Source organism: Agromyces sp. MMS24-K17 (assembly GCF_043950245.1).
Classification (GTDB): Bacteria; Actinomycetota; Actinomycetes; order Actinomycetales; family Microbacteriaceae; genus Agromyces.
In genome coordinates, this window is record NZ_CP171640.1 from 3,310,636 (window position 1) to 3,333,801 (window position 23,166).

Annotated in this window: 22 protein-coding genes; 9 read left to right on the plus strand and 13 right to left on the minus strand. The window is 74.4% G+C overall.

Going from position 1 to position 23,166, the window contains the following annotated elements; all coding sequences use genetic code 11:
• Positions 1 to 4: 4 nt before the first annotated feature.
• From ACGGZK_RS15215 to ACGGZK_RS15235, 5 genes are all read right to left on the minus strand, one after another.
• A complete protein-coding gene (locus ACGGZK_RS15215) occupies positions 5 to 844 on the minus strand; it encodes an HpcH/HpaI aldolase/citrate lyase family protein (RefSeq protein ID WP_395243464.1) in 840 nt (279 codons plus the stop codon).
• On the minus strand, positions 841 to 1,341 hold the full coding sequence (locus ACGGZK_RS15220; RefSeq protein ID WP_395243465.1) for a MaoC family dehydratase: 501 nt from the start codon (positions 1,339 to 1,341) through the stop codon (positions 841 to 843). The genes ACGGZK_RS15215 and ACGGZK_RS15220 overlap by 4 nt, the downstream gene beginning before the upstream one ends.
• A 9-nt stretch (positions 1,342 to 1,350) precedes the next feature.
• Positions 1,351 to 2,517 (minus strand): acyl-CoA dehydrogenase family protein, encoded by a 1,167-nt coding sequence (locus ACGGZK_RS15225; protein WP_395243466.1) that lies wholly within the window; start codon positions 2,515 to 2,517, stop codon positions 1,351 to 1,353.
• Between the two features lie 11 nt (positions 2,518 to 2,528).
• A complete protein-coding gene (locus ACGGZK_RS15230) occupies positions 2,529 to 4,520 on the minus strand; it encodes an acetyl/propionyl/methylcrotonyl-CoA carboxylase subunit alpha (RefSeq protein ID WP_395243467.1) in 1,992 nt (663 codons plus the stop codon).
• A 99-nt stretch (positions 4,521 to 4,619) separates the two neighbouring features.
• Positions 4,620 to 5,237, minus strand: a complete 618-nt coding sequence (locus ACGGZK_RS15235) for a TetR/AcrR family transcriptional regulator (RefSeq protein WP_395243468.1) — start codon at positions 5,235 to 5,237, stop codon at positions 4,620 to 4,622.
• A gap of 89 nt (positions 5,238 to 5,326) precedes the next feature.
• On the opposite strand from ACGGZK_RS15235, the gene ACGGZK_RS15240 reads away from it, so the two are divergent.
• On the plus strand, positions 5,327 to 6,052 hold the full coding sequence (locus ACGGZK_RS15240) for an MBL fold metallo-hydrolase (RefSeq protein WP_395243469.1): 726 nt from the start codon (positions 5,327 to 5,329) through the stop codon (positions 6,050 to 6,052).
• A gap of 14 nt (positions 6,053 to 6,066) precedes the next feature.
• On the opposite strand, the gene ACGGZK_RS15245 is transcribed toward ACGGZK_RS15240, so the two are convergent.
• A complete protein-coding gene (locus ACGGZK_RS15245; protein WP_395243470.1) occupies positions 6,067 to 7,674 on the minus strand; it encodes a carboxyl transferase domain-containing protein in 1,608 nt (535 codons plus the stop codon).
• A 113-nt stretch (positions 7,675 to 7,787) separates the two neighbouring features.
• Between ACGGZK_RS15245 and ACGGZK_RS15250 the strand changes: the two genes are divergently transcribed.
• Positions 7,788 to 8,387: a TetR/AcrR family transcriptional regulator gene (locus ACGGZK_RS15250; RefSeq protein ID WP_395243471.1), complete on the plus strand. Its 600-nt coding sequence runs from the start codon at positions 7,788 to 7,790 to the stop codon at positions 8,385 to 8,387.
• A gap of 46 nt (positions 8,388 to 8,433) precedes the next feature.
• On the opposite strand, the gene ACGGZK_RS15255 is transcribed toward ACGGZK_RS15250, so the two are convergent.
• Genes ACGGZK_RS15255 through pdhA form a run of 5 tightly spaced genes read right to left on the minus strand, consistent with a single transcriptional unit; the run spans position 8,434 to position 12,981 of the window.
• On the minus strand, positions 8,434 to 9,021 hold the full coding sequence (locus tag ACGGZK_RS15255) for a hypothetical protein (protein WP_395243472.1): 588 nt from the start codon (positions 9,019 to 9,021) through the stop codon (positions 8,434 to 8,436).
• A gap of 59 nt (positions 9,022 to 9,080) precedes the next feature.
• Positions 9,081 to 9,371, minus strand: a complete 291-nt coding sequence (locus ACGGZK_RS15260) for a 4a-hydroxytetrahydrobiopterin dehydratase (protein WP_395243473.1) — start codon at positions 9,369 to 9,371, stop codon at positions 9,081 to 9,083.
• Positions 9,372 to 9,392: 21 nt separating this feature from the next.
• Complete coding sequence (locus ACGGZK_RS15265; RefSeq protein WP_395243474.1) at positions 9,393 to 10,838, minus strand: dihydrolipoamide acetyltransferase family protein; 1,446 nt, start codon at positions 10,836 to 10,838, stop codon at positions 9,393 to 9,395.
• Complete coding sequence (locus ACGGZK_RS15270; protein ID WP_395243475.1) at positions 10,835 to 11,845, minus strand: alpha-ketoacid dehydrogenase subunit beta; 1,011 nt, start codon at positions 11,843 to 11,845, stop codon at positions 10,835 to 10,837. Before ACGGZK_RS15270 ends, ACGGZK_RS15265 begins: the two co-directional genes overlap by 4 nt.
• The gene (gene pdhA / locus ACGGZK_RS15275; protein WP_395243476.1) at positions 11,842 to 12,981 is read right to left on the minus strand and encodes a pyruvate dehydrogenase (acetyl-transferring) E1 component subunit alpha; all 1,140 of its coding nucleotides are present in this window, start codon (positions 12,979 to 12,981) and stop codon (positions 11,842 to 11,844) included. Before pdhA ends, ACGGZK_RS15270 begins: the two co-directional genes overlap by 4 nt.
• A 163-nt stretch (positions 12,982 to 13,144) precedes the next feature.
• Between pdhA and ACGGZK_RS15280 the strand changes: the two genes are divergently transcribed.
• The 7 genes from ACGGZK_RS15280 to ACGGZK_RS15310 all read left to right on the plus strand — a co-directional run bounded on the left by ACGGZK_RS15280 (position 13,145) and on the right by ACGGZK_RS15310 (position 18,318).
• Positions 13,145 to 13,603 (plus strand): Lrp/AsnC family transcriptional regulator, encoded by a 459-nt coding sequence (locus ACGGZK_RS15280; protein ID WP_395243477.1) that lies wholly within the window; start codon positions 13,145 to 13,147, stop codon positions 13,601 to 13,603.
• A gap of 114 nt (positions 13,604 to 13,717) precedes the next feature.
• A complete protein-coding gene (locus tag ACGGZK_RS15285; protein WP_395243478.1) occupies positions 13,718 to 14,638 on the plus strand; it encodes an ABC transporter ATP-binding protein in 921 nt (306 codons plus the stop codon).
• A 61-nt stretch (positions 14,639 to 14,699) separates the two neighbouring features.
• Positions 14,700 to 15,431 carry an ABC transporter permease gene (locus tag ACGGZK_RS15290; RefSeq protein WP_395246105.1) on the plus strand — a complete coding sequence of 244 codons (732 nt, stop codon included), beginning with the start codon at positions 14,700 to 14,702 and terminating at the stop codon, positions 15,429 to 15,431.
• 85 nt (positions 15,432 to 15,516) lie between these two features.
• Complete coding sequence (locus tag ACGGZK_RS15295) at positions 15,517 to 16,689, plus strand: sensor histidine kinase (protein WP_395243479.1); 1,173 nt, start codon at positions 15,517 to 15,519, stop codon at positions 16,687 to 16,689.
• Entirely contained in the window at positions 16,686 to 17,318 is a 633-nt protein-coding gene (locus tag ACGGZK_RS15300; protein ID WP_395243480.1) for a response regulator, read from the plus strand. The genes ACGGZK_RS15295 and ACGGZK_RS15300 overlap by 4 nt, the downstream gene beginning before the upstream one ends.
• A 95-nt stretch (positions 17,319 to 17,413) precedes the next feature.
• A complete protein-coding gene (locus ACGGZK_RS15305; protein WP_395243481.1) occupies positions 17,414 to 18,103 on the plus strand; it encodes an ArsR/SmtB family transcription factor in 690 nt (229 codons plus the stop codon).
• A 2-nt stretch (positions 18,104 to 18,105) separates the two neighbouring features.
• Positions 18,106 to 18,318, plus strand: a complete 213-nt coding sequence (locus ACGGZK_RS15310; protein ID WP_395243482.1) for a hypothetical protein — start codon at positions 18,106 to 18,108, stop codon at positions 18,316 to 18,318.
• Positions 18,319 to 18,435: 117 nt separating this feature from the next.
• Here the strand turns inward: ACGGZK_RS15310 and ACGGZK_RS15315 are convergent, their stop codons facing one another.
• Both ACGGZK_RS15315 and ACGGZK_RS15320 read right to left on the minus strand, forming a co-directional pair.
• Entirely contained in the window at positions 18,436 to 20,718 is a 2,283-nt protein-coding gene (locus ACGGZK_RS15315) for a polyribonucleotide nucleotidyltransferase (protein WP_395243483.1), read from the minus strand.
• 310 nt (positions 20,719 to 21,028) lie between these two features.
• Positions 21,029 to 23,095, minus strand: coding sequence for a glycosyltransferase (locus tag ACGGZK_RS15320; RefSeq protein ID WP_395243484.1), 2,067 nt, complete (start codon positions 23,093 to 23,095; stop codon positions 21,029 to 21,031).
• Positions 23,096 to 23,166 lie beyond the last annotated feature (71 nt).

The window sequence follows — 23,166 nt, forward strand, 5'->3', positions numbered from 1 at the left end:
ACCGTTACCGAATCGTTGGCGGGCCGCTCCCGGCCTCCGCACGGCGCACCGCGGCGCGTGCCTGCCGCAGGACGGGTTCGTCGACCATCACGCCCCGGAAGCGGAACACCCCGCCCTCGTGCTCGGCGGCCGCGAGCACCGCTCGAGCCCGCTCCAGCTCCGCCGCGCCAGGCCGGTACGCGGCGCGCACCACCTCGACCTGCGACGGGTGCACGCACGCGGTCGCGGCGAATCCGAGCGCCGCGGCGTCCTCGGCCTCCTCGCGCTGCCCCTCCAGGTCGGCCAGGTCGAGGTGCACCGCGTCGATCGCCACGGCACCGTGCGCGGCCGCGGCCAGCTGCACGAGCACGCGGGCCGCGCGCGGCGTCTCGCGGTAGGCGCCGTCGGCGCGTCGGCTCGAGGAGCCGCCGAGCGAGGAGACCAGGTCCTCGGCGCCCCACATCAGGGCCGAGACGTTCGCCTGGGCGGCGAGCGCGGGCGCGGCCAGCACGCCCCGGGCGGTCTCGCAGAGCGGGATCGCCTCGTAGCGCTCGAGGCCTGAGAGGTCGGCGACGTCCTCGCACTTGGCGAGCATGACCGTGCGGTACGCCGTGCGGGCGAGCGCCGCGAGGTCGGCCGCCCGATGCGGGCCGTCGGCTGGGTTCAGTCGCACGATCACGCGCTCGGGATCGAGCGGGGTCGCGACGAGCGCGTCGCGCGCGGCGGCCTTCGCGGCCTCGTCGACGGCGTCCTCCAGGTCGAGGATGACCGCGTCGGCCCGGTCGAGCGCCTTCGCGTACCGGTCGGGCCGGTCGGCCGGGCAGAAGAGCAGCGCCGGCCCGAACCGGAACGCGGGGCGGGTCATCCGTGCACCCGCTCCCCCGCCTCGCGCCCCCAGACCAGCATCGAGCGGGTCGCGACCGCGACGACCGCGTCGTCCTGGTTGCGGGCGGTGTGCTCGAGGGTGACGATGCCCTCCCCCGGCCGCGAGGAGCTCCAGCGCTTCTCGACGAGCACGCTCTCGGCGTAGATCGTGTCGCCGACGAACAGCGGGTGCGGGAACCGCACGTCGCTGAAGCCGAGGTTCGCGACCAGCGTGCCGCGGGTGAGCTGCCCGACCGACAGGCCGACGAGCGTCGACAGCGTGAAGAGCGAGTTCACCAACGGCCTGCCGAACGGCTGCGTCGCCGACCAGGCGGCGTCGAGGTGCAGCGGTTGCGGGTTCATCGTCAGCGTCGTGAACAGCACGTTGTCGGCGTCGGTCACCGTGCGGCCCGGCCGGTGCAGGTACCGCACGCCGGTCTCGAACTCCTCGAACCACAGGCCGCGCTGCAGTTCGTCGCGGAGCGGGGCATCCGTCATCGCCGCCTCCTACGCCGCCAGCCCGAGCTCGCGGGCGATGATCATGAGCTGCACCTCGGTCGTGCCCTCGCCGATCTCGAGGATCTTCGAGTCCCGGTAGTGACGCGCCACCGCGTTCTCGTTCATGAACCCGTAGCCGCCGAACACCTGTGTCGCGTCGCGCGCGTTCTCCATCGCCGCCTCCCCGGAGACCATCTTGGCAAGCGATGCCTCGAGCTTGAAGGGGCGGCCGGCGTCGAGCTTGCGCGCGGCGTCGTGCCACGCGAGCCGCGCCTGGTGCACGCGGGCCTGCATCCGCGCGATCTTGAAGGCGATGTGCTGGTTCGCGCCGATCTCGCGACCGAACACGACCCGCTCCTTCGCGTAGCGCACGGCCTCCTCGAGGCAGCCCTGCGCCGCGCCCGTCGCGAGGGCCGCGAAGGCGATGCGGCCCTCGTCGAGCACGCCGAGGAAGTTCGCGTACCCGCGGCCGCGTTCGCCCACGAGGTTCGCGGCGGGCACGCGCACGTCGGTGAACGTCAGCGGGTGGGTGTCGGAGGTGTGCCAGCCGACCTTGTCGTAGTCGGGGCCGACCTCGAAGCCGGGCGTGCCGTTCGGCACGATGATGGTCGACAGCTCCTTGCGCACCGAGCCGTCGGCGCGGGTCTCCTCGCCGGTGACGGCGGTCACGGTGACGAGCTTCGTGATCGGGGTGCCCGAGTTGGTGATGAACTGCTTCGACCCGTTGATCACCCACTCGTCGCCGTCGAGCACGGCCGTCGTCTGCGTCGCGCCGGCGTCGGATCCGGCGCCCGCCTCGGTGAGGCCGAAGCCGGCCAGGGCGCGCCCGGCGACGAGGTCGGGCAGGTGCTCGGCGCGCTGCGTGTCGGTGCCGAACCGGTAGATCGGCATGATGCCGAGGCCGACGCCCGCCTCGAGCGTGACGCCGATCGACTGGTCGGCCCGGCCGAGCGCCTCGACGGCGAGGCAGAGGTCGAAGTAGCTGCCGCCCTGGCCGCCGACCTCCTCGGGGAACGGGAGGCCGAACAGGCCCAGCTCGCCCATCTGCGCGATGATCTCCATCGGCAGGCGGCGCTCGAGGTCGTAGCGGTACGCGGCGGGCGCGACGACCTCGTCGGCGAAGGCGCAGACGCGGTCGTACAGCGCCTGCTCGGCGTCGCTCAGCTCGTAGTCCACCAGGGTGCTCCTCACTCGTGGCCCGGCGCCCCGTCGGCGCCCGGGTCGGGTTCGACGCGGGCGACCGGTCGGTCGCGCGCGACCTGCTCGCCGCTCGTGACGGCGAGCCGGACCGTGCCGGCGAACGGCGCGGTGACGCGGTGCTCCATCTTCATCGCCTCGATGGCGAGCACCGGGTCGCCCGCGGCGACGCGGTCGCCGTCGGCGACGAAGAGGGCGGTGACGGTGCCGGGCATGGGGGCCCGGAGCGACGGGTCGAGCGCCTGGCCGCCGCGCTCGCGGGCGGCATGGCGCTCGAGGAAGCGCTCGGTGCGCGTGCGCGGCACGACGCGGTGCGCGCGGCCGTCGACGTGCACCCAGACGGCGCCGTCGTCGGCGATGGCGGTGCGGGCGGGCGCGGCAGGGCCCGCTGCGGCCTCGGCGGGCGCGGGCCGCGAGAGGCGCCAGCCGCGTTCGCGCTGCCAGGCGTGCGCCGAGCGCGGCGAGGCGGATGCCTCGTCGAGCGCGCGGCGGACGGCGTCGGCGACGGCGCGGTCGTGCGCATCGGCGGATGCCCCGTCGTCGCCGGCGCCCGCCGCGCCCGGGCCGGCGGGGTCGACGGGGTCGAGCGGGTCGACGGGGTCGGTGCCGGTCGCCGGCATCGCGTCGATGAGCCCCGTCGTGAGGTGCCCCGCCCGCACGTCGGGCTCGGCGAGCAGCCGGCGGAGGAACGCCACGTTCGTCTCGACCCCGAGCGCGACGGTCTCGGCGAGCGCCGCGTCGAGGCGGTCGATCGCCTCGGCCCGGTCGGCGCCGAACGCGATCACCTTCGCGAGCATCGGGTCGTAGTCGGCGGTGACCACCTGGCCCTCGCGCACGCCCGAGTCGACGCGCACCCCGGCGCCGGTCGGCTCCTGCCACACGAGGAGCGTGCCGGTGGACGGGAGGAACCCGTGGTCGGCGTCCTCGGCGTAGACGCGGGCCTCGATGGCGTGGCCGGTGAGGCGCACGTCGTCCTGGCCGAAGGCGAGCGGTTCGCCGGCGGCGACGCGGAGCTGCTGCTCGACGAGGTCGATCCCGGTGACGAGCTCGGTCACGGGGTGCTCCACCTGGAGCCGGGTGTTCATCTCGATGAAGCGGAACTCGTCGGGCGAGGCATCCGACACCAGGAACTCGACGGTGCCCGCGCCGAGGTAGCCGACGCTGCGCGCCGCGTCGCAGGCGGCGCGGCCGATGCGGTCGCGGGTCGCGGCATCGAGCAGCGGCGAGGGCGCCTCCTCGATGACCTTCTGGTGGCGGCGCTGGAGCGAGCACTCGCGTTCGCCGAGGTGCACGACGGCGCCGTGCGCGTCGGCGAGCACCTGCACCTCGATGTGGCGCGGCCGCGGGATGAAGCGCTCGAGGAGCAGGGTGTCGTCGCCGAAGGCGGCACGGGCGATGCGACGGGCGGCCGGCAGCGCAGCGGCGAGCTCGTCGCGGTCGTGCGCGAGCTGCATGCCCTTGCCGCCGCCGCCGGCGGACGGCTTCACGAGCAGCGGGTAGCCGACGCCGTCGGCGGCGGCGAGGAGGCCGGCGTCGTCGAGCTCGGGATCGGCGACGCCGGGGACGGTGGGCACGCCGTGCGCGGCGACGTGGCGCTTCGCGCGGATCTTGTCGCCCATGACGGCGAGGGCGTCCTCGCCCGGGCCGACGAAGACGAGGCCGGCGTCGGCGCAGGCGCGGGCGAAGCCGGCGTCCTCGGAGAGGAAGCCGTAGCCGGGGTGCACGGCCTGGGCGCCGGTCGCGAGCGCGGCGGCGACGATGCGGTCGGCGTCGAGGTAGCTCTCGGCGGCGGGCGCGGGCCCGATGCGCACGGCGTCGTCGGCGAGCCGCACGTGGGGCGCGTCGGCATCGGCGTCGGAGTACACGGCGATCGCGTGGACGCCGAGGCGGCGGAGGGTGCGGATGACCCGCACCGCGATCTCGCCGCGGTTGGCGACGAGCACCCGGTCGAAGGGACGCGGGGTGCGGTCGATCGAACCCAACAGCGCCTCCTCGAGCCGGTTCGGTTAATGATCACTAACCGGAAATGATGTTAGTGGCCATTAACCGAAACGACAAGGCGGCGAGCTTCGCGCAGCGGGTCAGGACGCCGACCCGGCCGTCCGCGCGGCGGCGCCGGCGGCACCGGCACCGGCACCGGCGAGCAGCTCGACCCCGAAGTCGAACGCCTCGTCGACGCCCTCGCCGAGGCGGAAGCCGCCGCCGAGCTCCATGGCGAGGAAGCCAGTCGCCCAGGCGGTGACCGTGCGCGCGAAGGGCAGCGCCCGATCGGGCCCGACGAGGTCGGCCGCCACGTCGAGCACCGACCCGCTCGCCGCCCGGAGGGCGCCCATCGAGCCGAGGTCGCGCTCGGGCGCGGCGAACAGCAGCCCGTAGGCGGCCGGATTCGCGAGCGCCCAGGCCCGGAGCGCCCGGGCCAGGGCGCCGACGCGGGCGGCGGCCCGGGTCGAGGCATCCGCCGACGCCGCCACCGGCGCATCCGCCTGCGCGAGGCGATCGCCGAGCTCGACCGCGACGGCGTCGACGACGAGGCCGAGGAGGTGCTCGCGGTTGCGGACGCGCTTGTAGAGCGACGGCGCGCGCACGCCGACGCGGGCCGCCACGGCCTGCATCGTGAGCGCGTCGGGGCCGCCCTCGTCGAGCAGGGCGCGCCCGGCATCGACGATCGCGGCGAGGGAGGTGCGTTCCGGCGTGGGCATCGGCGCTCCGATCGGCTCATGGCTATTGACAGTAGCCATCATAGCTACGTATCGTAGCCATCGCCACCCCATCCAGCCAGGAGGACCCCGTGCGACTCGCTCCCTCGCTCCACCGCATCGGCAACGACCTCGTCGCCTGCTACCTCGTCGTCGAGCCCGACGGCCTCACCCTCGTCGACGCCGGCCTGCCCGGCCAGTGGCGCGACCTCCAGCGCGAGCTCGCCGCCATCGGGCGCCGCGTCGAGGACATCCGCGGCGTCGTGCTCACCCACGGCGACTCCGATCACATCGGCTTCGCCGAGCGCCTCCGCGCCGACCACGGGGTGCCGATCCACGTGCACGCGGCCGACGCGGCGCGCGCCCGCGGCGAGGAGTCGACGTCTCCCGCCTGGGGCCCGATGCGGGTCGGCGCCGTCACCCGGTTCCTCACCTACGCGTCGACCAAGGGCGGCCTGCGCACCCGGCACGTCGGCGAGGTCGTCGAGGTGCACGACGGCGACGTGCTCGCCCTGCCCGGCGCGCCGGTCGTCATCGGCATGCCCGGCCACTCCCCCGGCAGCATCGCCGTGCACGTGCCGTCCGTCGACGCCGTGTTCGTGGGCGACGCGCTCACCACCCGCCACGTGCTCACCGGGCAGGCGGGCCCGCAGCCGGCGCCGTTCACCGACGATCCCGCCGAGGCGCTCGCCTCGCTGCGACGGCTGCAGGGGCTCGGCGCGCGCTGGGTGCTGCCCGGCCACGGCACGCCGTGGGATCGGGGGGTCGACGAGGCGATCCGCGCGGTCGAGGCGGCGGCGGAGGCATCCGGGGCCTGAGCAGGCGCCGCCGGCTACATGCGGAAGACGCCGAACGCCGGCTCCGGCAGCGGCGTGCGGCTCGCGAGCTCGAGCGCCAGCGCGAGCACCGTGCGGGTGTCGCCCGGCTCGATGATGCCGTCGTCCCAGAGCCGCGCGGTCGCGTGGTACGGGCTGCCCTGGTCCTCGTACTGCGCGCGGATGGGCGCGCGGAACGCGGCCTCGTCGTCGGCCGACCAGTCCTCGCCGCGGACGGCGAGCTGGTCGCGCTTCACGGTGGCGAGCACCGAGGCGGCCTGCTCCCCGCCCATCACCGAGATGCGGGCGTTCGGCCACATCCAGAGGAAGCGCGGCGAGTACGCCCGCCCGCACATCGAGTAGTTGCCGGCGCCGAACGAGCCGCCGATGACGACCGTCAGCTTCGGCACCCGGGTCGTCGCGACGGCGGTGACCATCTTCGCACCGTGCTTGGCGATGCCGCCCGCCTCCGCGTCCCGGCCGACCATGAAGCCCGAGATGTTCTGCAGGAAGACGAGCGGGATGCCGCGCTGGTCGCACAGCTCGATGAAGTGGGCCCCCTTCATCGCCGACTCGCTGAAGAGCACGCCGTTGTTCGCGACGATGCCGACCGGGTGGCCGTCGAGGTGGGCGAAGCCGGTCACGAGCGTGTCGCCGTACTCGGGCTTGAACTCGGTGAACTCGCTCGCGTCGACGAGCCGGGCGATGACCTCGCGCACGTCGTAGGGCTGCTGCACGTCGACGGGCACTGCGGCGGTGAGCTCGGCCGGGTCGACGGCGGGCGGGCGGGGCTCGCGCACGGCCCAGGCGCGCGCGCCCGGCTGGGGCAGGGTCGCGACGATGTCGCGGAGCAGTTCGAGGGCGTGCTCGTCGTCGTCGGCGAGGTGGTCGACGACGCCCGAGGTGCGCGCGTGCAGGTCGCCGCCGCCGAGCTCTTCCGCGGTGACGACCTCGCCGATGGCCGCCTTCACGAGCGGCGGGCCGCCGAGGAAGATCGTGCCCTGGTCGCGCACGATGACGGTCTCGTCGCTCATCGCCGGCACGTACGCGCCGCCCGCCGTGCACGAGCCGAGCACGGCCGCGAGCTGCGGGACGCGCTCGGCCGACAGGCGGGCCTGGTTGTGGAAGATGCGCCCGAAGTGCTCGCGGTCGGGGAACACCTCGTCCTGCAGCGGCAGGTAGGCGCCGCCGGAGTCGACGAGGTACAGGCACGGCAGCCGGTGCTCCCGGGCGACCTCCTGCGCACGCAGGTGCTTCTTCACCGTGATCGGGTAGTACGTGCCGCCCTTGACGGTCGCGTCGTTGCAGACGACCATGACGGGCCGGCCGTGCACGAGCCCGATCCCGGTGATGATGCCGGCGCCGGGCGAGTCGTCGCCGTACATGCCGAAGGCGGCGAGCGCGGACAGCTCGAGGAACGGGCTGCCCTCGTCGAGGACCCGCGCGACCCGGTCGCGCGGCAGCAGCTTGCCCCGGGCGACGTGCCGGTCGCGGGCCGCGTCGGACCCGCCGCGGGCCGCGGCGGCGAGCCGGGCGCGCAGCTCGGCCGCGAGGTCGGCGTGCGCGGCGGCATCGGCGCGGGCGGATGCCCCGTGCGGGTCGATCGCGGTGCCGAGGATGCCCATGCGTGTCCCACCTGTCGTCGCTGACTGCCGGCCGGCGCGGCGGTTGTGCCGCGCGGTGCATTTCAGTTAATCTTCACTAACTCGATTCACGATGCTAGCGAGCGATGGCGGACATGGCAATCATCCCGACGACCGACCGCGGGCGGCGCAAGGCCGACCGGCGCGACGCGATCCTGCGCGCCGCGGCGACCCAGTTCGCCCAGCGCGGGTACGCGAGCGTCACCCTGGAGGACCTCGGCGCTGCGGTCGGCGTGTCGGGACCGGCGGTCTACCGGCACTTCCCCGGCAAGGCGGGCGTGCTCGCCGCGATCCTCCTCGACGCGAGCACCCGGCTCCTGGAGGGCGCCGAGCAGGTCCTCGACGGGCCCGTCGACGCCGAGCCGGCGCTGCGCGCCCTCCTCGCCCACCACGTCGACTTCGCGCTGGCCGACGCCGACGTCATCCTCGTGCAGGATCGCGAGCTCGAGCAGCTCGACCCCGGTGCCCGGCACGACGTGCGCCTGCTGCAGCGCCGCTACGTGGAACGGTGGGTCGAGGTGCTCGCCCGGCTGCGACCCGACCAGCCCGAGGCCGAGCTGCGGATGCGCGCGCACGCCGCCTTCGGGCTGCTCAACTCGACGCCGCACAGCGCCCGGCTGCCCGGGCGCCGCCCCGCGGAGGCGACCACGCGCCGCCTCCTCGAGGAGATGGCCTGGGCGGCGCTCACGGCGTAGCGGCCGGCGTGGTCGGGCGCGTGCGGCCCGGCGTGCCCACGGCCCCTCACATGCCCGGATGCCCCGAGCAGTCGACGCTCGCCCCGCGCGCGACATCCCCCTCGGCGTAGTCCATCGCGCTCGCGAGGTGCTTGCCGCCGTAGAACGACGAGCAGGCGAGGTCGTTCCCGGTCGGGCTCGTCGCCCGGAAGGTCCACGGGCCGGTCGCCGTCGCGTTCCCGCAGTCCTGCTGCAGCACCGTGACGACGGGCCCGACGGCCTCGACCGTGCGCTCCGACGTCGCGCCGTCCTGGAACGACGTGAACGTGAGCTCGATCGGCGTCGTGTCGTCGGAGGCGGTGACGACGAACACGATCGCCCCGAACTCGGCCGGGTCGAACGGGCAGTCGCCCGGCTCGAGCGGCACCGCGTTCGCCGTCGGGGTGAGCCCGATGCCGGGCGTCACGGGCACGTCGGTCATCGGCGCCTCGGTCTCCGGGGCCACCGCCGACGCGCTCGGACTCGCCGTCGACGCACCCGTCGGCGAGGGCTCGGGCGCCCCCGGCGTGCAGCCCGCGAGGCCGGCGACGAGGAGCAGGGCGGCGGCGCCCGCGGCGAGCGCGACGACGCTCGGGGCACGACGTGACGTGATCATGGCGCGAGCGTAGCGAAGCGGGCCCGGCCGGATGGGTTCGACAGGCTCACCACCGAAGGTCAGAATGCCGCGAGCTCCTCGATCCGCTCCGCCAGCCGGAGGTCGCGAGGCGTGACGCCGCCGACGTCGTGCGAGCGGAGCTCGAACGTGATGCGCCCGTACCCGACGAACACGTCGGGATGGTGCTGCATCACCTCCGCGACCTCCGCGACGCGTTCCAGCAGGCGCACCGCGCCCAGGAAGTCGCCCGTCTCGTACGTGGCGACCAACCGGTCGCCCGTGTGCGTGAACGACGTGCCTCGGAGCACGTCGCGCGTCTCCTCCTCGTCGAGAACCTGCCGATCGTCCATCCCCCGCCTTCCGATCGCCCCCTAGCTCATCATCGTGAGGGCTCGGCCGGGTTCGCGCAAGACGTTGCCGACGTCGACGAGGAACCGCGAGCCCTGTTCGCCGTCGACCAGGCGGTGGTCGAACGAGAGCGCGAGCGTGACGACCTCGCGCAGCGCGACCTCGCCCCGGTGCTCCCACGGTCGACGGCGGATGGCGCCGACGGCGAGGATCACGGCCTCGCCCGGATTGAGGATCGGCGTGCCCGCGTCGACGCCGAACACGCCCACGTTCGTCACGGTCATCGTGCCGTTCCGCAGGGCGCCCGGCGCGGTGCGCCCGGCCCGTGCGGTCTCGGCGAGGTCGGCGATGGCGTCGGCGACGGCCAGGAGGCCGAGTCGGTCGGCGCGCTCGACGTTGGGCACGATGAGGCCGCGGTCGGTCGCGACGGCGACCCCGAGGTTCACCCCGTCGTAGCGGACGATCTCGCCGGCGTCCTCGTCCCAGTGGGAGTTCACCTCGGGCGTGCGGCGCGCCGCGAGGCACATGGCCATCGCCACGACGGCGAGCGGCGTCACCCGGCCGCCGGCGAGCGACCGGTCGTCGCGGATGCCCCGGACGAGCTCCATCGTCGCCGTCACGTCGACCTCGAGGAACTCGGTGACGTGCGGCGCGGTGAAGGCGCTGCGCACCATGGCGGCCGCGGTGTGCTTGCGGACGCCGGCGATGGGGATGCGCGTGGCGGGCGGCAGGTCGTGCGCGTCGGCGGACGCGGACGCGGGCGCGGCGGCGGCCGGCGCGCCGACGTCCACGCGGGCGGATGCCTCGTGCGCGACCCCCGCGGCCGCTTCCACGTCGGCGCGGGTGATGAGGCCCCGCTCCCCCGTCCCGGCGAGCTGCGCGAGGTCGACGCCGAGGTCGCGGGCGAGCCGGCGCACCGGCGGGGTCGACCGGGGTCGCTCCGTCCCGGTCGACGGCAGCGGCACCTGGCCGGCCGCGGGCACCGACGCCGGCGCGGGCGCGGATGCGGTCGACCGGCGAGCACGCCGCTTCGGGGCGACATCGGCCGGGGCGCCGTAGCCGACGAGCGTCGGCAGCCGCTCCGGCTGCCCGTCGGCGTCCCCGGCCGTCGGCGGTGGGACATCCGCCGACGGCCGGGCCTGCGCCTCCGACGGGGCCCCCGCGCCCGTCGAGGCATCCGACCACGCGTCCGCATCGGCCGGGGCATCCGGGGCGCCGCCCTCGCCCGTGTCGCAGGAGAACAGCGGCTCGCCCACGTTGACCGTCTGCCCGGGCTCGGCGTGCAGCGCCGTCACGATGCCGGCGAACGGGGAGGGCAGCTCCACGACCGCCTTGGCGGTCTCGACGTCGGCGACGACCTGGTTCAGCTCGATGCGGTCGCCGACGGCGACGCGCCACGCGACCACCTCCGACTCGGTGAGGCCCTCGCCGAGGTCGGGCAGTGCGAAGTCCTTGATCATGGCGGTCATGCCTCCGCTCCGCTCAGCGAGTTCGGGCGACCGAGCACGCGATCGACGCCGTCGAGGATCCGGTCGAGGTCGGGCAGGTGGTACCGCTCGAGCCGCGCCGGCGGGTACGGGATGTCGTGGCCGGTGACCCGCACCGGCGCCGACTCGAGGTAGTCGAAGCACGACTCGGTCACGCGCGCGACGAGCTCGGCGCCGAGCCCGCCCTGCTCGCCGGCCTCGTGCGCGACGACGAGCCGGCCGGTGCGCCGCACCGACGCCTCGACGGTGCCGAGGTCGAGCGGGGCGAGCGAGCGCAGGTCGATCACCTCGATCGAGATCCCGTCCTCCGCCGCGGCCAGGGCGGCGTCGCGGGCGACGGGCACGAGCCCGCCGTACGCGACGAGGGTGGCGTCGGTGCCGGGCGCGACGACCGTGGCGACGCCCATGGGCCGGGCGTCGTCGAGGCTCGCGCCGTCGTCGACCTCGCCCTTCGCGTGGTACCGGCGCTTCGGCTCGAGGAACACGACGGGGTCGTCGCTCGCGATCGCCTGGCGGATCATCGTGAACGCGTCGGCCGGGTTCGAGCACGCCACGACCCGCAGGCCCGCGGTGTGCGCGAAGTACGCCTCAGGCGACTCGGAGTGGTGCTCGGCCGCGCCGATGCCGCCGCCGAACGGGATGCGGATCACGAGCGGCATGCGCACCCGGCCGAGCGAGCGGTAGTGCAGCTTCGCGACCTGCGCGACGAGCTGGTCGAAGGCCGGGTACACGAACCCGTCGAACTGGATCTCGACGACCGGCCGGTACCCGCGGTAGGCGAGCCCGACGGCGGTGCCGACGATGCCCGACTCCGACAGCGGAGTGTCGACCACGCGGTGCTTCCCGAATCGGGCCTGGAGCCCGTCGGTGACGCGGAACACGCCGCCGAGGGTGCCGATGTCCTCGCCGAGGAGCACGACCTTCCCGTCGTCGGCGAGCGCGCGGGCGAGGCCGGCGTTCAGGGCCTTCGCCATCGTCATGGTGGTCATCGCGCCCCTCCGTCCGCGTCGTCGGCAGCGTCGTCGTACATGGCGAGGTAGCGGCCGTACCGCTCACGCTGGCGTTCGACGTGGCTGTTCGGCTCGGCGTAGACGTGGTCGAACACCGACATCGGCGCCGGGTCGGCGAGGCCCGTCGCCGCGGCGCGCAGCTCGGCGGCGGCACGGTCGGCCTCGGCGGCGGCGTCGGCCTCGACGGCGGCGGCGTCGACGACGGCGGATGCCCCGAGCAGCGCCCGCACGCGGGCGATGGGGTCGCGCTCGCGCCAGGCGGCGAGCTCCTCGTCGGTGCGGTACCTGGTCGGATCGTCGGCGGTGGTGTGCGGGCCCATCCGGTACGTGACGGCCTCGATGAGCGTCGGGCCGCCGCCGGTGCGGGCGCGGTGCAGCGCCTGCCGGGTCACGGCGAGCACGGCGAGCACGTCGTTGCCGTCGACGCGGACGCCGGGCATCCCGAAGCCGTCGGCGCGCGCCGCGATCGGCTGCTTCGACTGCAGGCCGACCGGCTCGGAGATGGCCCAGTGGTTGTTCTGGCAGAAGAACACGACCGGGGCGTGGAAGCTCGCGGCGAACACGAGCGCCTCGTTCACGTCGCCCTCGCTCGTGGCGCCGTCGCCGAAGTAGGCGATCGCGACCGACTCGGCGTCCTCCCACGCGAGGCCCATGGCGTAGCCGGTCGCGTGCAGCGCCTGCGCGCCGATGATGATCTGCGGCACGGCCACGCGATGGGCGAAGGGGTCCCAGCCGCTCGGGGCGCTGCCGCGCCAGGTGGTCAGCAGCCCGACGGCATCGACGCCGCGGACCCAGGCGACGGCGTGCTCCCGGTACGACGGGAACGCGAAGTCGTCGTCGGCGAGCGCGCGGGCCGAGCCGATCTGGGCGGCCTCCTGGCCGGCGAGCGGCGGCCAGAGGCCGAGCTCGCCCTGCCGCTGGAGGGCGGTCGCCTCGGTGTCGAGCCGGCGGACCACGACGAGGTCGCGGTAGAGGCCGGCGAGCACGGTGTCGTCGACGTCGGCGACCCACGAGTCGAGGGCGGCGTCGGGCCGGCGGGCACCGGTCGGGTCGATCAGCTGGGCCATGGGCGCCTCGGTGGGCGCGTGGACGGCCTGGAGTCCGGGTGGGGTCATCGTCGAGCCTCCGTGTCGGCGGGAGCCTTGTGGGCGTGCCGCGGCCGGCCTCGTCGCCGGTTACCGTGAGCGTACGTCCAAGGGGCAGAGCGCTCAAGCATCCATGGGACGATTGAGCATGTCGCCAAGCGCGACGCACCCCACTCCTGCTACATTGCGCGGTATGCCCGCCTACGACGCCGTGGACCGCGCCCTGCTGACCGCCCTCGCCGACGACCCTCGCGCGACCGTCGTCGCACTCGCCGAGCGGCTCGCCCTCTCGCGGAACACCGTGCAGGCCCGGCTGGCGCGACTCGAGGCATCCGACGCGTTCCTGAGCTTCGAGCGGAGCATCGACCCGACCCCGCTCGGCTTCCCGCTCGAGGCGTTCGTGTCGGTGCACGTGCAGCAGAAGCGGCTCGCCGGGGTGGTCGACGACATCGCCCGCATCCCCGAGGTGATCCAGGCGCACGGCCTCTCGGGCGCGGTCGACCTCCTGGTGCGGGTCGTGTGCCGCGACGCACACGACCTCTTCCGCATCGACGGACTGATCCTCGCCATCGAGGGCGTCGAGCGCACCGAGACCTCGCTCGCGATGGGCGAGCTCATCCCGTACCGGATCCGCCCGCTGCTCGACGCCTGACCGCGGCGGCGCGAGGCGCGTCGCATGGCGGCCGCCGCACCCATGACGGATGTCACGGGCAGGACGTGACAGGTGCGTGCGGGCCGGCCGCCCGGGCCTCGCCAGTCTGGAGGCATGCAGAACGCAGCCTGGAACCCCAGTCGGACCCCCCTCGCGCTCGAGGCCACCGGCCTCGTCAAGCGCTTCGGCGGCGTCACCGCCGTCGACGGCATCGACCTCCGCATCGAGCCCGGTGAGATCGTCGCCTTCCTCGGCCCGAACGGCGCCGGCAAGACCACCACGATCGACCTCGTCCTCGGCCTCCAGCGGCCCGACGCCGGCACCGTGTCGGTGTTCGGGCGCGCGCCGCGCGGCGCCGTCGCCCAGGGCTTCGTCTCGGCGGTGCTGCAGACCGGCGGCCTGCTGAAGGACCTCACCGTCCGCGAGACGGTCGCCCTCACGGCCAGCCTGTTCGCCGACGCGCGGCCCGTCGACGAGGCGCTCGAGCGCGCCGGCATCCGCGACCTCGGCGACCGTCTCGTCGGCGCCTGCTCGGGCGGCCAGCAGCAGCGCCTGCGCTTCGCGATGGCGCTGCTCAGCGACCCCGGCCTGCTCATCCTCGACGAGCCGACCACCGGGATGGACGTCGAGGGCCGGCGCGACTTCTGGTCGGCGATCCGCGAGGACGCCGCGCGCGGGCGCACCGTCGTGTTCGCGACGCACTACCTGGAGGAGGCCGACGCCTACGCCGACCGCGTCGTGCTCATGCGCCGCGGTCGCATCGTCGCCGACGGCTCCGCCGCCGAGGTGAAGGCCGCCGCCGCCGGCCGCACGGTCCGCGCGACGCTCCCCGGCGCCGACCTCGTCGCCCTCGCCGCCCTGCCGGGCGTCGACGACGTCGCCATCCAGGGCGACCGCGTCGAGGTGCGCACCCGCGACTCCGACACCGTCGTCCAGTACCTCCTCACCCGCACCGACGCGCGCGACCTCGAGGTCGTCGCCAAGAACCTCGAGGACGCGTTCCTCGCCCTGACCACGGAAGGCAACCGACCATGACCGCCATCTCGCTCGACCGTCGCGTCCCCCGCTCGGCGGCTTCAACCTCACCTACCTCGGCATCGAGCTCAAGAGGAAGCTGCGCAACCGCCGGAGCCTGTTCTTCAGCCTCATCTTCCCCGTGGCGATGTTCCTGCTGCTCGGCTACCCGAACCTCGACGAGCCACTGACCGCGACCCCCGTCGCCGACGGCGGGGTGTCGTACGCCGCCTACTTCATGGTCGGCATGGCCCTGTACGGCGCGATGATCGCCGCCACCAGCGCCGGCAGCGCGGTCGCCGTCGAGCGCGCCCAGGGCTGGAGCCGGCAGCTGCGGCTGACCCCGCTGCACCCCGTCGCGGCGATCCTCACGAAGGTGATCGCGGGGCTCCTCGTCGGCCTGATCGCGGTCGTCGCGACCTACGCCGCCGGCCTCGCGGTGGGCCTGCAGCTCGCCCCCGCGCAGTGGATCCTCTCGGGCCTCGCCGCCTGGGTGCTCGGCGCGACCGTGTTCACCGCGCTCGGCCTGCTCGTGGGCTACCTCGTGCCCGGCGAGAACACCGCCCAGGTGACGAACATCACCGTCGTGTTCCTCAGCTTCCTCGGCGGCCTCTTCTACCCGCTCGAGATGCTGCCGACGTTCGCCCAGGACCTCGCCGTGTTCACCCCGGTGTACGGCATCGCCCAGATCGCCCGCTCCCCGCTGACCGGCACCGACTTCGACGTGCTGTGGCTCGTGAACGCGGCCGCCTGGCTCGCCGTGTTCGTCGTCGGCGCGGTGCTCGCCTTCCGCCGCGACACGAAGCGGGTCTGACGCTCGATCGAACCGCCGGCCGCGCATCCACCGGGTGCGCGGCCGGCGCGCGTGACGGAGGGAGCCGGGACCTATGCTCGGGCGAGTGAGTGGAACGAACGGGGCGATCGCGGCACGGCCGCCGGTCGCCTGGCCGGTGCTGCCGGCCTCGATGGCGCGAACGGGTCGGGGATCGATCCGGACGTCGATGGCCTCCCGCGCGGCGGTGAGCTGGTACGTCGGCGCCGGCATCTCGTTGCTGTGGATGGGCCCGCTCGCCGAGGAGGTGATCGCCACCTCCACGACCGAGCCGGCGCTGGCGCTCGGGCTCCTCCTGGTCGCGGTGTACGGCCTCGCCTTCGTCGCGGCCGGCCCGGTCGTCTGGGCCCTGCCCTCCCGCGGCCGGCTCGCCGTCGTCGCCGGGCTGTGGGCGTACACGCTGGTGTTCACCCCGTGGCTCGGGTGGGCGATCGGCGGCATCTGGACCTACGTGGGCGTGATCGTCGGCATGTGCGTCTTCGCATGGCGTCGTACCCTGCAGCTCCTGGGCGCGCTCGCGGCCTGCTCGCTCGGATTCGGCTTCCTGGCGCTCGGGCCCGTCGAGGAGGTCCTCGCGGCCCCCGCGCTCCTCGTGGCGATCTCGCTGATGATGGCCGCGTTCGCCCGTAACCTCGCGGCGATGAACCAGCTCCGCGCCACGCAGGACGAGCTCGAGCGCATGGCGGTCGAGCAGGAGCGGGGGCGCGTGGCGCGGGACATCCACGACATCCTCGGCCACTCGCTCACCGTGATCACCGTGAAGGCCGAGCTCGCCGGACGGCTCGCGGCCGTCGATCCCGACCGCGCGGCCCGGGAGATCGGCGAGGTCGAGGACCTCGCCCGCGGCGCGCTCGCCGACGTGCGCGCCACGGTCGCCGGCTTCCGCGGGGTGAGCGTCAGCGGCGAGCTCGCGGCGGCCCGATCGGCGCTGGAGTCGGCGGGCATCGTCGCCGACCTCCCGGTGTCAACCGAGCAGGTGCCCGCCGATCGGCGGGAGCTCGCGGGCTGGATCGTCCGCGAGGGCGTCACGAACGTGCTGCGCCACTCGGATGCCTCGACCTGCCGGATCCGGCTGGAGGCCGACTCCGTCGAGGTCGCCGACGACGGGCGCGGCCCGGTGGCCGCGTCGTCGTCCTCGACCGGCCTCGCCGGCCTCCGCGAGCGCGTGGAGGCGGCGCGCGGCCGACTGGTGATCGGCCGGAGCGACCTCGGCGGCTTCTGCCTGCGGGCCGAGCTGTGAGCGGCGCGGACGGCGGCGCGGGAGCCATCCGCCTGCTCATCGCCGACGACCAGGCGCTGGTGCGCGGTGCGCTCGCCGCGCTGCTCGGCCTCGAGCGCGACATCGAGGTGGTCGCCGAGGTCGGCCGCGGCGACGAGGTGCTCGAGGCGGCTCGCGCGTCGGCGGCCGACGTCGCGCTGCTCGACATCGAGATGCCCGGCGTCGACGGCATCCAGGCCGCGGCCGAGCTGCGCGACGGGCTGCCGGGATGCCGCGTGCTCATGGTGACCACGTTCGGGCGGCCCGGCTACCTGAAGCGGGCGATGCAGGCCGGGGCATCCGGCTTCGTCGTGAAGGACACGCCGGCGGCCCAGCTGGCCGACGCGGTGCGCCGGGTCGCGGGCGGGTTCCGCGTCGTCGACCCCGCGCTCGCGGCCGAGTCGCTGGCCCAGGGCGACTCGCCGCTCACCGAGCGCGAGACCGACGTGCTGTCGGTGGCCCGTGCGGGCGGCTCGAACGCCGACATCGCGCGGATCCTGCACCTGTCGGAGGGCACGGTGCGCAACCACCTCTCGAGCGCGATCGGCAAGACGGGCGGCCGCAACCGGGCCGACGCCGCGCGGATCGCGGTGGAGAACGGCTGGCTGTAGCGCGTCCGCTCGTTTCGCTGCTTCGACGCTCGCCGCTCGACGCGAGTTGCAAAGAAACCCTTGCAACATTTCCTTTGCAGAGATATCTTTGCACCATGCCGAAGCACACCGACCCCGAGGACCTCTCGGCGCAGCCGAGCAGCACCCGCCACCCCGGCATCGACCACGTCCTGCCGAGCACGAGCCTGAAGTCCCTCGCCCACCCGCTGCGCGTGCGCATCTACGACGAGCTCTCCGCCTACGGCCCGCTCACCGCGAGCGGCCTCGGCGAACGGCTCGGCGAATCCAGCGGCGCGACCAGCTACCACCTGCGCCAGCTCGAGCGCGCCGGACTCGTCCGCGAGGACACCGGGCGCGGCAAGGGCCGCGAACGCTGGTGGGAGCGCACCCCCGGGTCCGTCGCCATCCCCGACGCGCGGTCGCTGCCGCCGGGCAGCGCCGAGCGCCTCGCGGTGAAGCTCGTCGAGGACGAATGGTTCCGCTCCCGCGAGCAGAACTTCCGCGAGTTCCTCACCGAGGGCGACCAGGTCTTCGGCGAGGAGTGGCTCGACATCGCCACGAGCGACACCATCAACCTGCGCCTGACGCCCGACCAGCTGGCCGCCCTCGTCGCCGAGATCGACGTCGTGCTGAAGCGGTACATCGACGCGTACAAGCGCACCCCGTCCGCCGGCTCCCGGCCGGTGCAACTCCACATCAACGCCTTCCCGCTCGTGCGCGGCCAGGCGACCGAGGGCGAGCCCGCCGGGGCGCCGCCCGCCGAAGACCACCAGAAGGAGCGCTGACCATGTCCACCGCCACCCTCTCCCCCGGCGCCGGCCGACTCGCCGGCCTCGCCGTCCGCAGCGGCCTCGGCCTCGCCGGCTGGGGGCTCCGCCGCGCCACCCGGCGCACCGACCCCGACCGCGTCCTCGGCCGTGCCGAGTCGCGGCGCATCGCCGAGGCCGCCCTCGCCGAGCGCGACGCGCTCATCCGGAGCGCCGGCTACCTGCCGCTCTGAGCGCGGATCCGCGATCCCGCGGAACCCCGCGCTCCCGCGGGGCCGCACCACCCCGCAGACGACGGATGCCCCGCCCGAACGAATCGGGCGGGGCATCCGCGTGGAACGAGCCGGTCGTCAGACCTCGGCACCCTCAGCGGGTGCGTCGGCGTGCTCGCCGGTGGCCTCGCGGCCCTCGGTGTCGGCCGGGTCGGCGACCACCGGGGCGAGCGAGAGCTTGCCGCGGTCGTCGATCTTGGTGATCTCGACCAGGATCTTCTGCCCGACGCCGAGGACGTCCTCGACGTTCTCGACGCGCTTGCCGCCGGCGAGCTTGCGCACCTCGGAGATGTGCAGCAGGCCGTCCTTGCCGGGCAGCAGCGACACGAAGGCGCCGAACGTGGCGATCTTCACGACGGTGCCGAGGAACTGCTCGCCGACCTCCGGGTTGGTCGGGTTGGCGATCGCGTTGACCTGGGCGCGGGCGGCCTCGGCCGACGGGCCGTCGGTCGCGCCGATGTAGACGGTGCCGTCCTCCTCGATGGAGATGTCGGCGCCGGTCTCGTCCTGGATCGCGTTGATCGTCTTGCCCTTCGGGCCGATCAGCTCGCCGATCTTGTCGACCGGGATCTGCACCGAGATCACGCGCGGCGCGGTCGGGGCCATCTCGTCGGGGCCGTCGATGGCGGCGTTCAGCACCTGGAGGATGGTGGTGCGCGCCTCCTTGGCCTGCGTCAGGGCGCCCGCGAGCACCGAGGCGGGGATGCCGTCGAGCTTCGTGTCGAGCTGGATCGCGGTGACGAACTCCGACGTGCCGGCGACCTTGAAGTCCATGTCGCCGAGCGCGTCCTCCGCACCGAGGATGTCGGTGAGCGCCGCGTAGCGGGTCTCGCCGTCGACGGTGTCGGAGATGAGGCCCATCGCGATGCCGGCGACGGGTGCGCGCAGCGGCACGCCCGCGTTCAGCAGCGACAGGGTCGACGCGCAGACCGAGCCCATCGACGTCGAGCCGTTGGAGCCCAGCGCCTCGGAGACCTGGCGGATCGCGTAGGGGAACTCCTCGCGGGTCGGCAGCACCGGCACGAGCGCGCGCTCGGCGAGGGCGCCGTGCCCGATCTCGCGACGCTTCGGCGACCCGACGCGACCGGTCTCACCGGTCGAGTAGGGCGGGAAGTTGTAGTTGTGCATGTAGCGCTTCTTGGTGACCGGGCTCAGCGAGTCGATCTGCTGCTCGAGCTTCAGCATGTTCAGCGTGGTGACGCCCAGGATCTGGGTCTCGCCGCGCTGGAAGATGGCCGAGCCGTGCACGCGGGGCACGACCTGCACCTCGGCGTCGAGCGGGCGGATGTCGGCGAGGCCGCGGCCGTCGATGCGGACGCCCTCGCTCAGCACGCGCGAGCGCACGACGAGCTTGGTGACCGACTTGTAGGCGGCCGACACCTCGGCGTTCGCCGACGCGGGCAGCTCGCCGGCCTCGACCTTGGCCGCGATGGCCTCCTTGACGCGCGCCTTGAGGGCGTCGTCGGCGTCCTGGCGCTCGACCTTGCCGGCGATCTGGTAGATCCCCTTGAGCTCGTCGTAGGCGAGCTCGGCGACGGCGTCGTAGGTCGACGCCTGGTACGGCGGGAACGTCGGGTAGTCGGCGGTCGGCTTCGCGGCGGTGGCCGCGACCTGCTGCTGCGCCTCGACGAGCTGCTTGATGAAGGGCTTCGACGCCTCGATGCCCTGCGCGATGACCTCTTCGTTCGGCTTGACGGCGCCGGCCTGGATGAGGTTCCACGCGTTGTCGGTCGCCTCGGCCTCGATCATCATGATCGCGACGTCCTGCGAGCCGTCCTTCTCGGTCACGACGCGACCGGCGACCACCATGCTGAACACGGCGTCCTCGAGCTGCGAGTGCTTCGGGAAGGCGACCCACTGGCCGTCGATGAGCGCGACGCGCACGCCGGCGACGGGGCCGGAGAACGGCAGGCCCGACAGCTGCGTCGACAGCGAGGCGGCGTTGATGGCGAGCACGTCATAGAGCTCGTCGGGCTCGATGGCGAGCACGGTGACGACGACCTGGACCTCGTTGCGGAGGCCCTCGACGAACGAGGGACGCAGGGGGCGGTCGATGAGGCGGCAGGTGAGGATCGCCTCGGTCGAGGGGCGGCCCTCGCGGCGGAAGAACGAGCCGGGGATGCGCCCGGCGGCGTACATCCGCTCCTCGACGTCGATGGTCAGCGGGAAGAAGTCGAACTGATCCTTCGGCTGCTTCGACACCGAGGTGGCGGACAGCAGCATGGTCTCGTCGTCGATGTAGGCGACGGCCGAGCCCTGCGCCTGCTGGGCGAGGCGGCCGGTCTCGAAGCGGATGGTGCGGGTGCCGAAGCGACCGTTGTCGATGACGGTCTCGGCGAACGTGATCTCAGGACCTTCCAAGAGGTCTCTCTCCTTTGTTTACCGTCGCTCCCCGTGTGGGCGCGACTCGTACAGAGGAGCAGGAACAGGCAGATATGAGCGGGTCAGGATGTCCCGCTTGCGCTGGCCACCAGTAGAAGCCCACCAATCGGTCGTTCGTCTCTCGGGAACCGTTTGGTGATCCACCACAGGGGACCAGCTTCCTGCCGGCCTGCTCCGTGTTGCTCGGAATTGTTGCGTTGAGCGTCTTCATGCTAGCAGTCGGGCCCGGAAACGCGCCGATCGGGCACGGATCGACCCCCTTCCGGCGGGTCGATCCGCGCGTGGAAGGTCACGCTCGAGGTGACGTTCGTGCTCGAGTGACCTCGCCGCCGCCGGGACGCACCGCGACGAGCTCGTCGTGCTTCGGCGCGAGCCCGTCGCCGGCGGTCCGGCCGCGCAGTCGCCGGAGCACCCACGGCACGACGTGGAGGCGCACCCACGCGCGCGTGTCGAGCGGGGCGGATGCCTCGGGCTCGGCGTGCAGCGCCGCGTCGAGCCCGCCGAGCGCGGCGGCGTCGGGCACGCCGAGCGCGGCCGCCGCGACGTACGACAGCGCCCGGTGGCCCGACGGGTTCAGGTGCACCCGGTCCTCGGCCCACCGGCCGGGGCCGACCACGGCCGCATCCTCGCCGACCTCGACGAAGGTCGCCCCGTGGGCGGCCGCGTGGCGGGCGAGCCTGGCGTTGAACACCGCGAAGCGGGCGCGGACGGGCCGGAGCCGAGGCGCCGGCGGCATGAACGCGCCGACGACGAGCACCTCGCACCCGGCGGCGCGCAGCACGGCGATCCCGCCGCCGAGCCGGTCGGCGAGGGCGACCGGGTCGGCGCCCACGCGGACGAGGTCGTTCGCCCCGACGAGCACGGTGACGAGATCGGCGCCGAGGGCGAGCGCCCTCGGCAGCTGGACGTCGACGACGTCGGCGACCTTGCGGCTGCGCACGGCGAGGTTCGCGTAGCGCACGCCGCCGCCTGCGGCGAGGTCGAGGAGCATCGCGAGCCGGTCGGCCCAGCCGCGCACCTCCCCCGGCGCGGTCCGCGACGTGTCGCAAAGGCCCTCGGTGAGGGAGTCGCCGAGCGCGACGTAGCGGCGGGCCGGCATCGGGCCGGTCGCACCGCCCGACGTCGACGGCGAGCAGGTCGCGTCCGGCGACGGGTCGGCGGCCCGGGCCGGCCCCGCCGCCGCGGAACCCCGGGTCCCGGCGGGCGCCCACGGCTCGGCGGGCGCCGCGGCGCCGGCGCGATGCATCCGCACCGCCGCCCCGTAGTGCCCGAGCAGTTCGTCGCCGAGCCGCGCCCACGTGCGGCCCTCGACCGCGGCGCGCGCGGCCGCGCCGAACGCGCGGCGCTTCGCCGCGTCGCCCGCGAGGTCGAGCACCCGGTCGCGCAGCTCGCCGAGGTCGCCCGGGCGGTACAGCCAGCCGTCGCGGCTCGAGCGCACGAGGTCGAGCGGGCCGCCGCGGCCGGTCGCGACGACCGGCACGCCGCTCGCGTGCGCCTCCTGGATGGTCTGGCCGAACGTCTCGTGCTCGCCGGGATGGACGAACACGTCGAGGCTGGCGAGCGCGTCGGCGAGCGCGTCGCCGCCGAGGAAGCCGGTGAACACGGCGCCGGGCAGCGCGGCCTCGAGCCCCTGGCGCTCGGGTCCGTCGCCGATGACGACGAGCCGGATGCCCGGCAGCCCGTCGAGCACCCGCAGGTCGTGCACCTGCTTCTCGCTGGCGAGCCGGCCGACATAGCCGACGATCACCTCGCCGGCCGGCGCGATGCGCCGGCGCCACGCGTCGTCGCGGCGGTCGGGCCGGAAGCGCTCGGCGTCCACGCCGCGCGCCCACGGCCGGAGCCGGTCGACGCCGAGTCCGGCGAGCCGGGCCAGCGCCGAGGCGGAGGGCGCGAGCGTGAGCGTCGCCCGCCGGTGGAGGCGCGCGAGGTGGGCGGTCAGCGCGGGCTCCGCGGCGGCGAGGCCGTAGCGGGCGGCGTAGCCGGGGACATCGGTCTGGTAGACCGCGACGGATGGCACGCCGAGCGCCTCGGCGGCGAGCACGCCCTGCCAGCCGAGCACGAACGGCGACGCGAGGTGCACCACGTCGGGCGCGAACCCGTCGAGGAGCCCGGCGAGCCGGCGCACGGCGGGGCGCGCGACGCGCACGTCGGCGTAGCCGGGGAAGGGCACGGCGGTCACCCGGTCGATCCGGGCGCCGTGGATCGATGGCGGCAGGGCGTCGTCGCCGCCGGACTGCGGCGCGATGACGAGGGCCTCGTGGCCGGACCGCTCGAGGTGGGCGAGCACCTGGAGCAGCGACTGCGTGACCCCGTTCATGTGGGGCAGGAACGACTCGGCGATCAGCGCGACCTTCACGCGTCCAGCGTCGCGCGCGCGGCGGCGCCGACGGCCGGTTCCGGGCCCCGCGCGACGAGGGTTCACGCAAG

Bases quoted from the DNA above. Each gene is read 5' to 3' on its own strand.
- ACGGZK_RS15215 (WP_395243464.1), bottom strand. From the start codon at position 844: ATGACCCGCCCCGCGTTCCGGTTCGGGCCGGCGCTGCTCTTCTGCCCG.
- ACGGZK_RS15220 (WP_395243465.1), bottom strand. From the start codon at position 1,341: ATGACGGATGCCCCGCTCCGCGACGAACTGCAGCGCGGCCTGTGGTTC.
- ACGGZK_RS15235 (WP_395243468.1), bottom strand. From the start codon at position 5,237: ATGCCCACGCCGGAACGCACCTCCCTCGCCGCGATCGTCGATGCCGGG.
- ACGGZK_RS15245 (WP_395243470.1), bottom strand. From the start codon at position 7,674: ATGGGCATCCTCGGCACCGCGATCGACCCGCACGGGGCATCCGCCCGC.
- ACGGZK_RS15250 (WP_395243471.1), top strand. From the start codon at position 7,788: ATGGCAATCATCCCGACGACCGACCGCGGGCGGCGCAAGGCCGACCGG.
- ACGGZK_RS15255 (WP_395243472.1), bottom strand. From the start codon at position 9,021: ATGATCACGTCACGTCGTGCCCCGAGCGTCGTCGCGCTCGCCGCGGGC.
- ACGGZK_RS15260 (WP_395243473.1), bottom strand. From the start codon at position 9,371: ATGGACGATCGGCAGGTTCTCGACGAGGAGGAGACGCGCGACGTGCTC.
- ACGGZK_RS15265 (WP_395243474.1), bottom strand. From the start codon at position 10,838: ATGACCGCCATGATCAAGGACTTCGCACTGCCCGACCTCGGCGAGGGC.
- ACGGZK_RS15270 (WP_395243475.1), bottom strand. From the start codon at position 11,845: ATGACCACCATGACGATGGCGAAGGCCCTGAACGCCGGCCTCGCCCGC.
- pdhA (WP_395243476.1), bottom strand. From the start codon at position 12,981: ATGACCCCACCCGGACTCCAGGCCGTCCACGCGCCCACCGAGGCGCCC.
- ACGGZK_RS15280 (WP_395243477.1), top strand. From the start codon at position 13,145: ATGCCCGCCTACGACGCCGTGGACCGCGCCCTGCTGACCGCCCTCGCC.
- ACGGZK_RS15285 (WP_395243478.1), top strand. From the start codon at position 13,718: ATGCAGAACGCAGCCTGGAACCCCAGTCGGACCCCCCTCGCGCTCGAG.
- ACGGZK_RS15305 (WP_395243481.1), top strand. From the start codon at position 17,414: ATGCCGAAGCACACCGACCCCGAGGACCTCTCGGCGCAGCCGAGCAGC.
- ACGGZK_RS15310 (WP_395243482.1), top strand. From the start codon at position 18,106: ATGTCCACCGCCACCCTCTCCCCCGGCGCCGGCCGACTCGCCGGCCTC.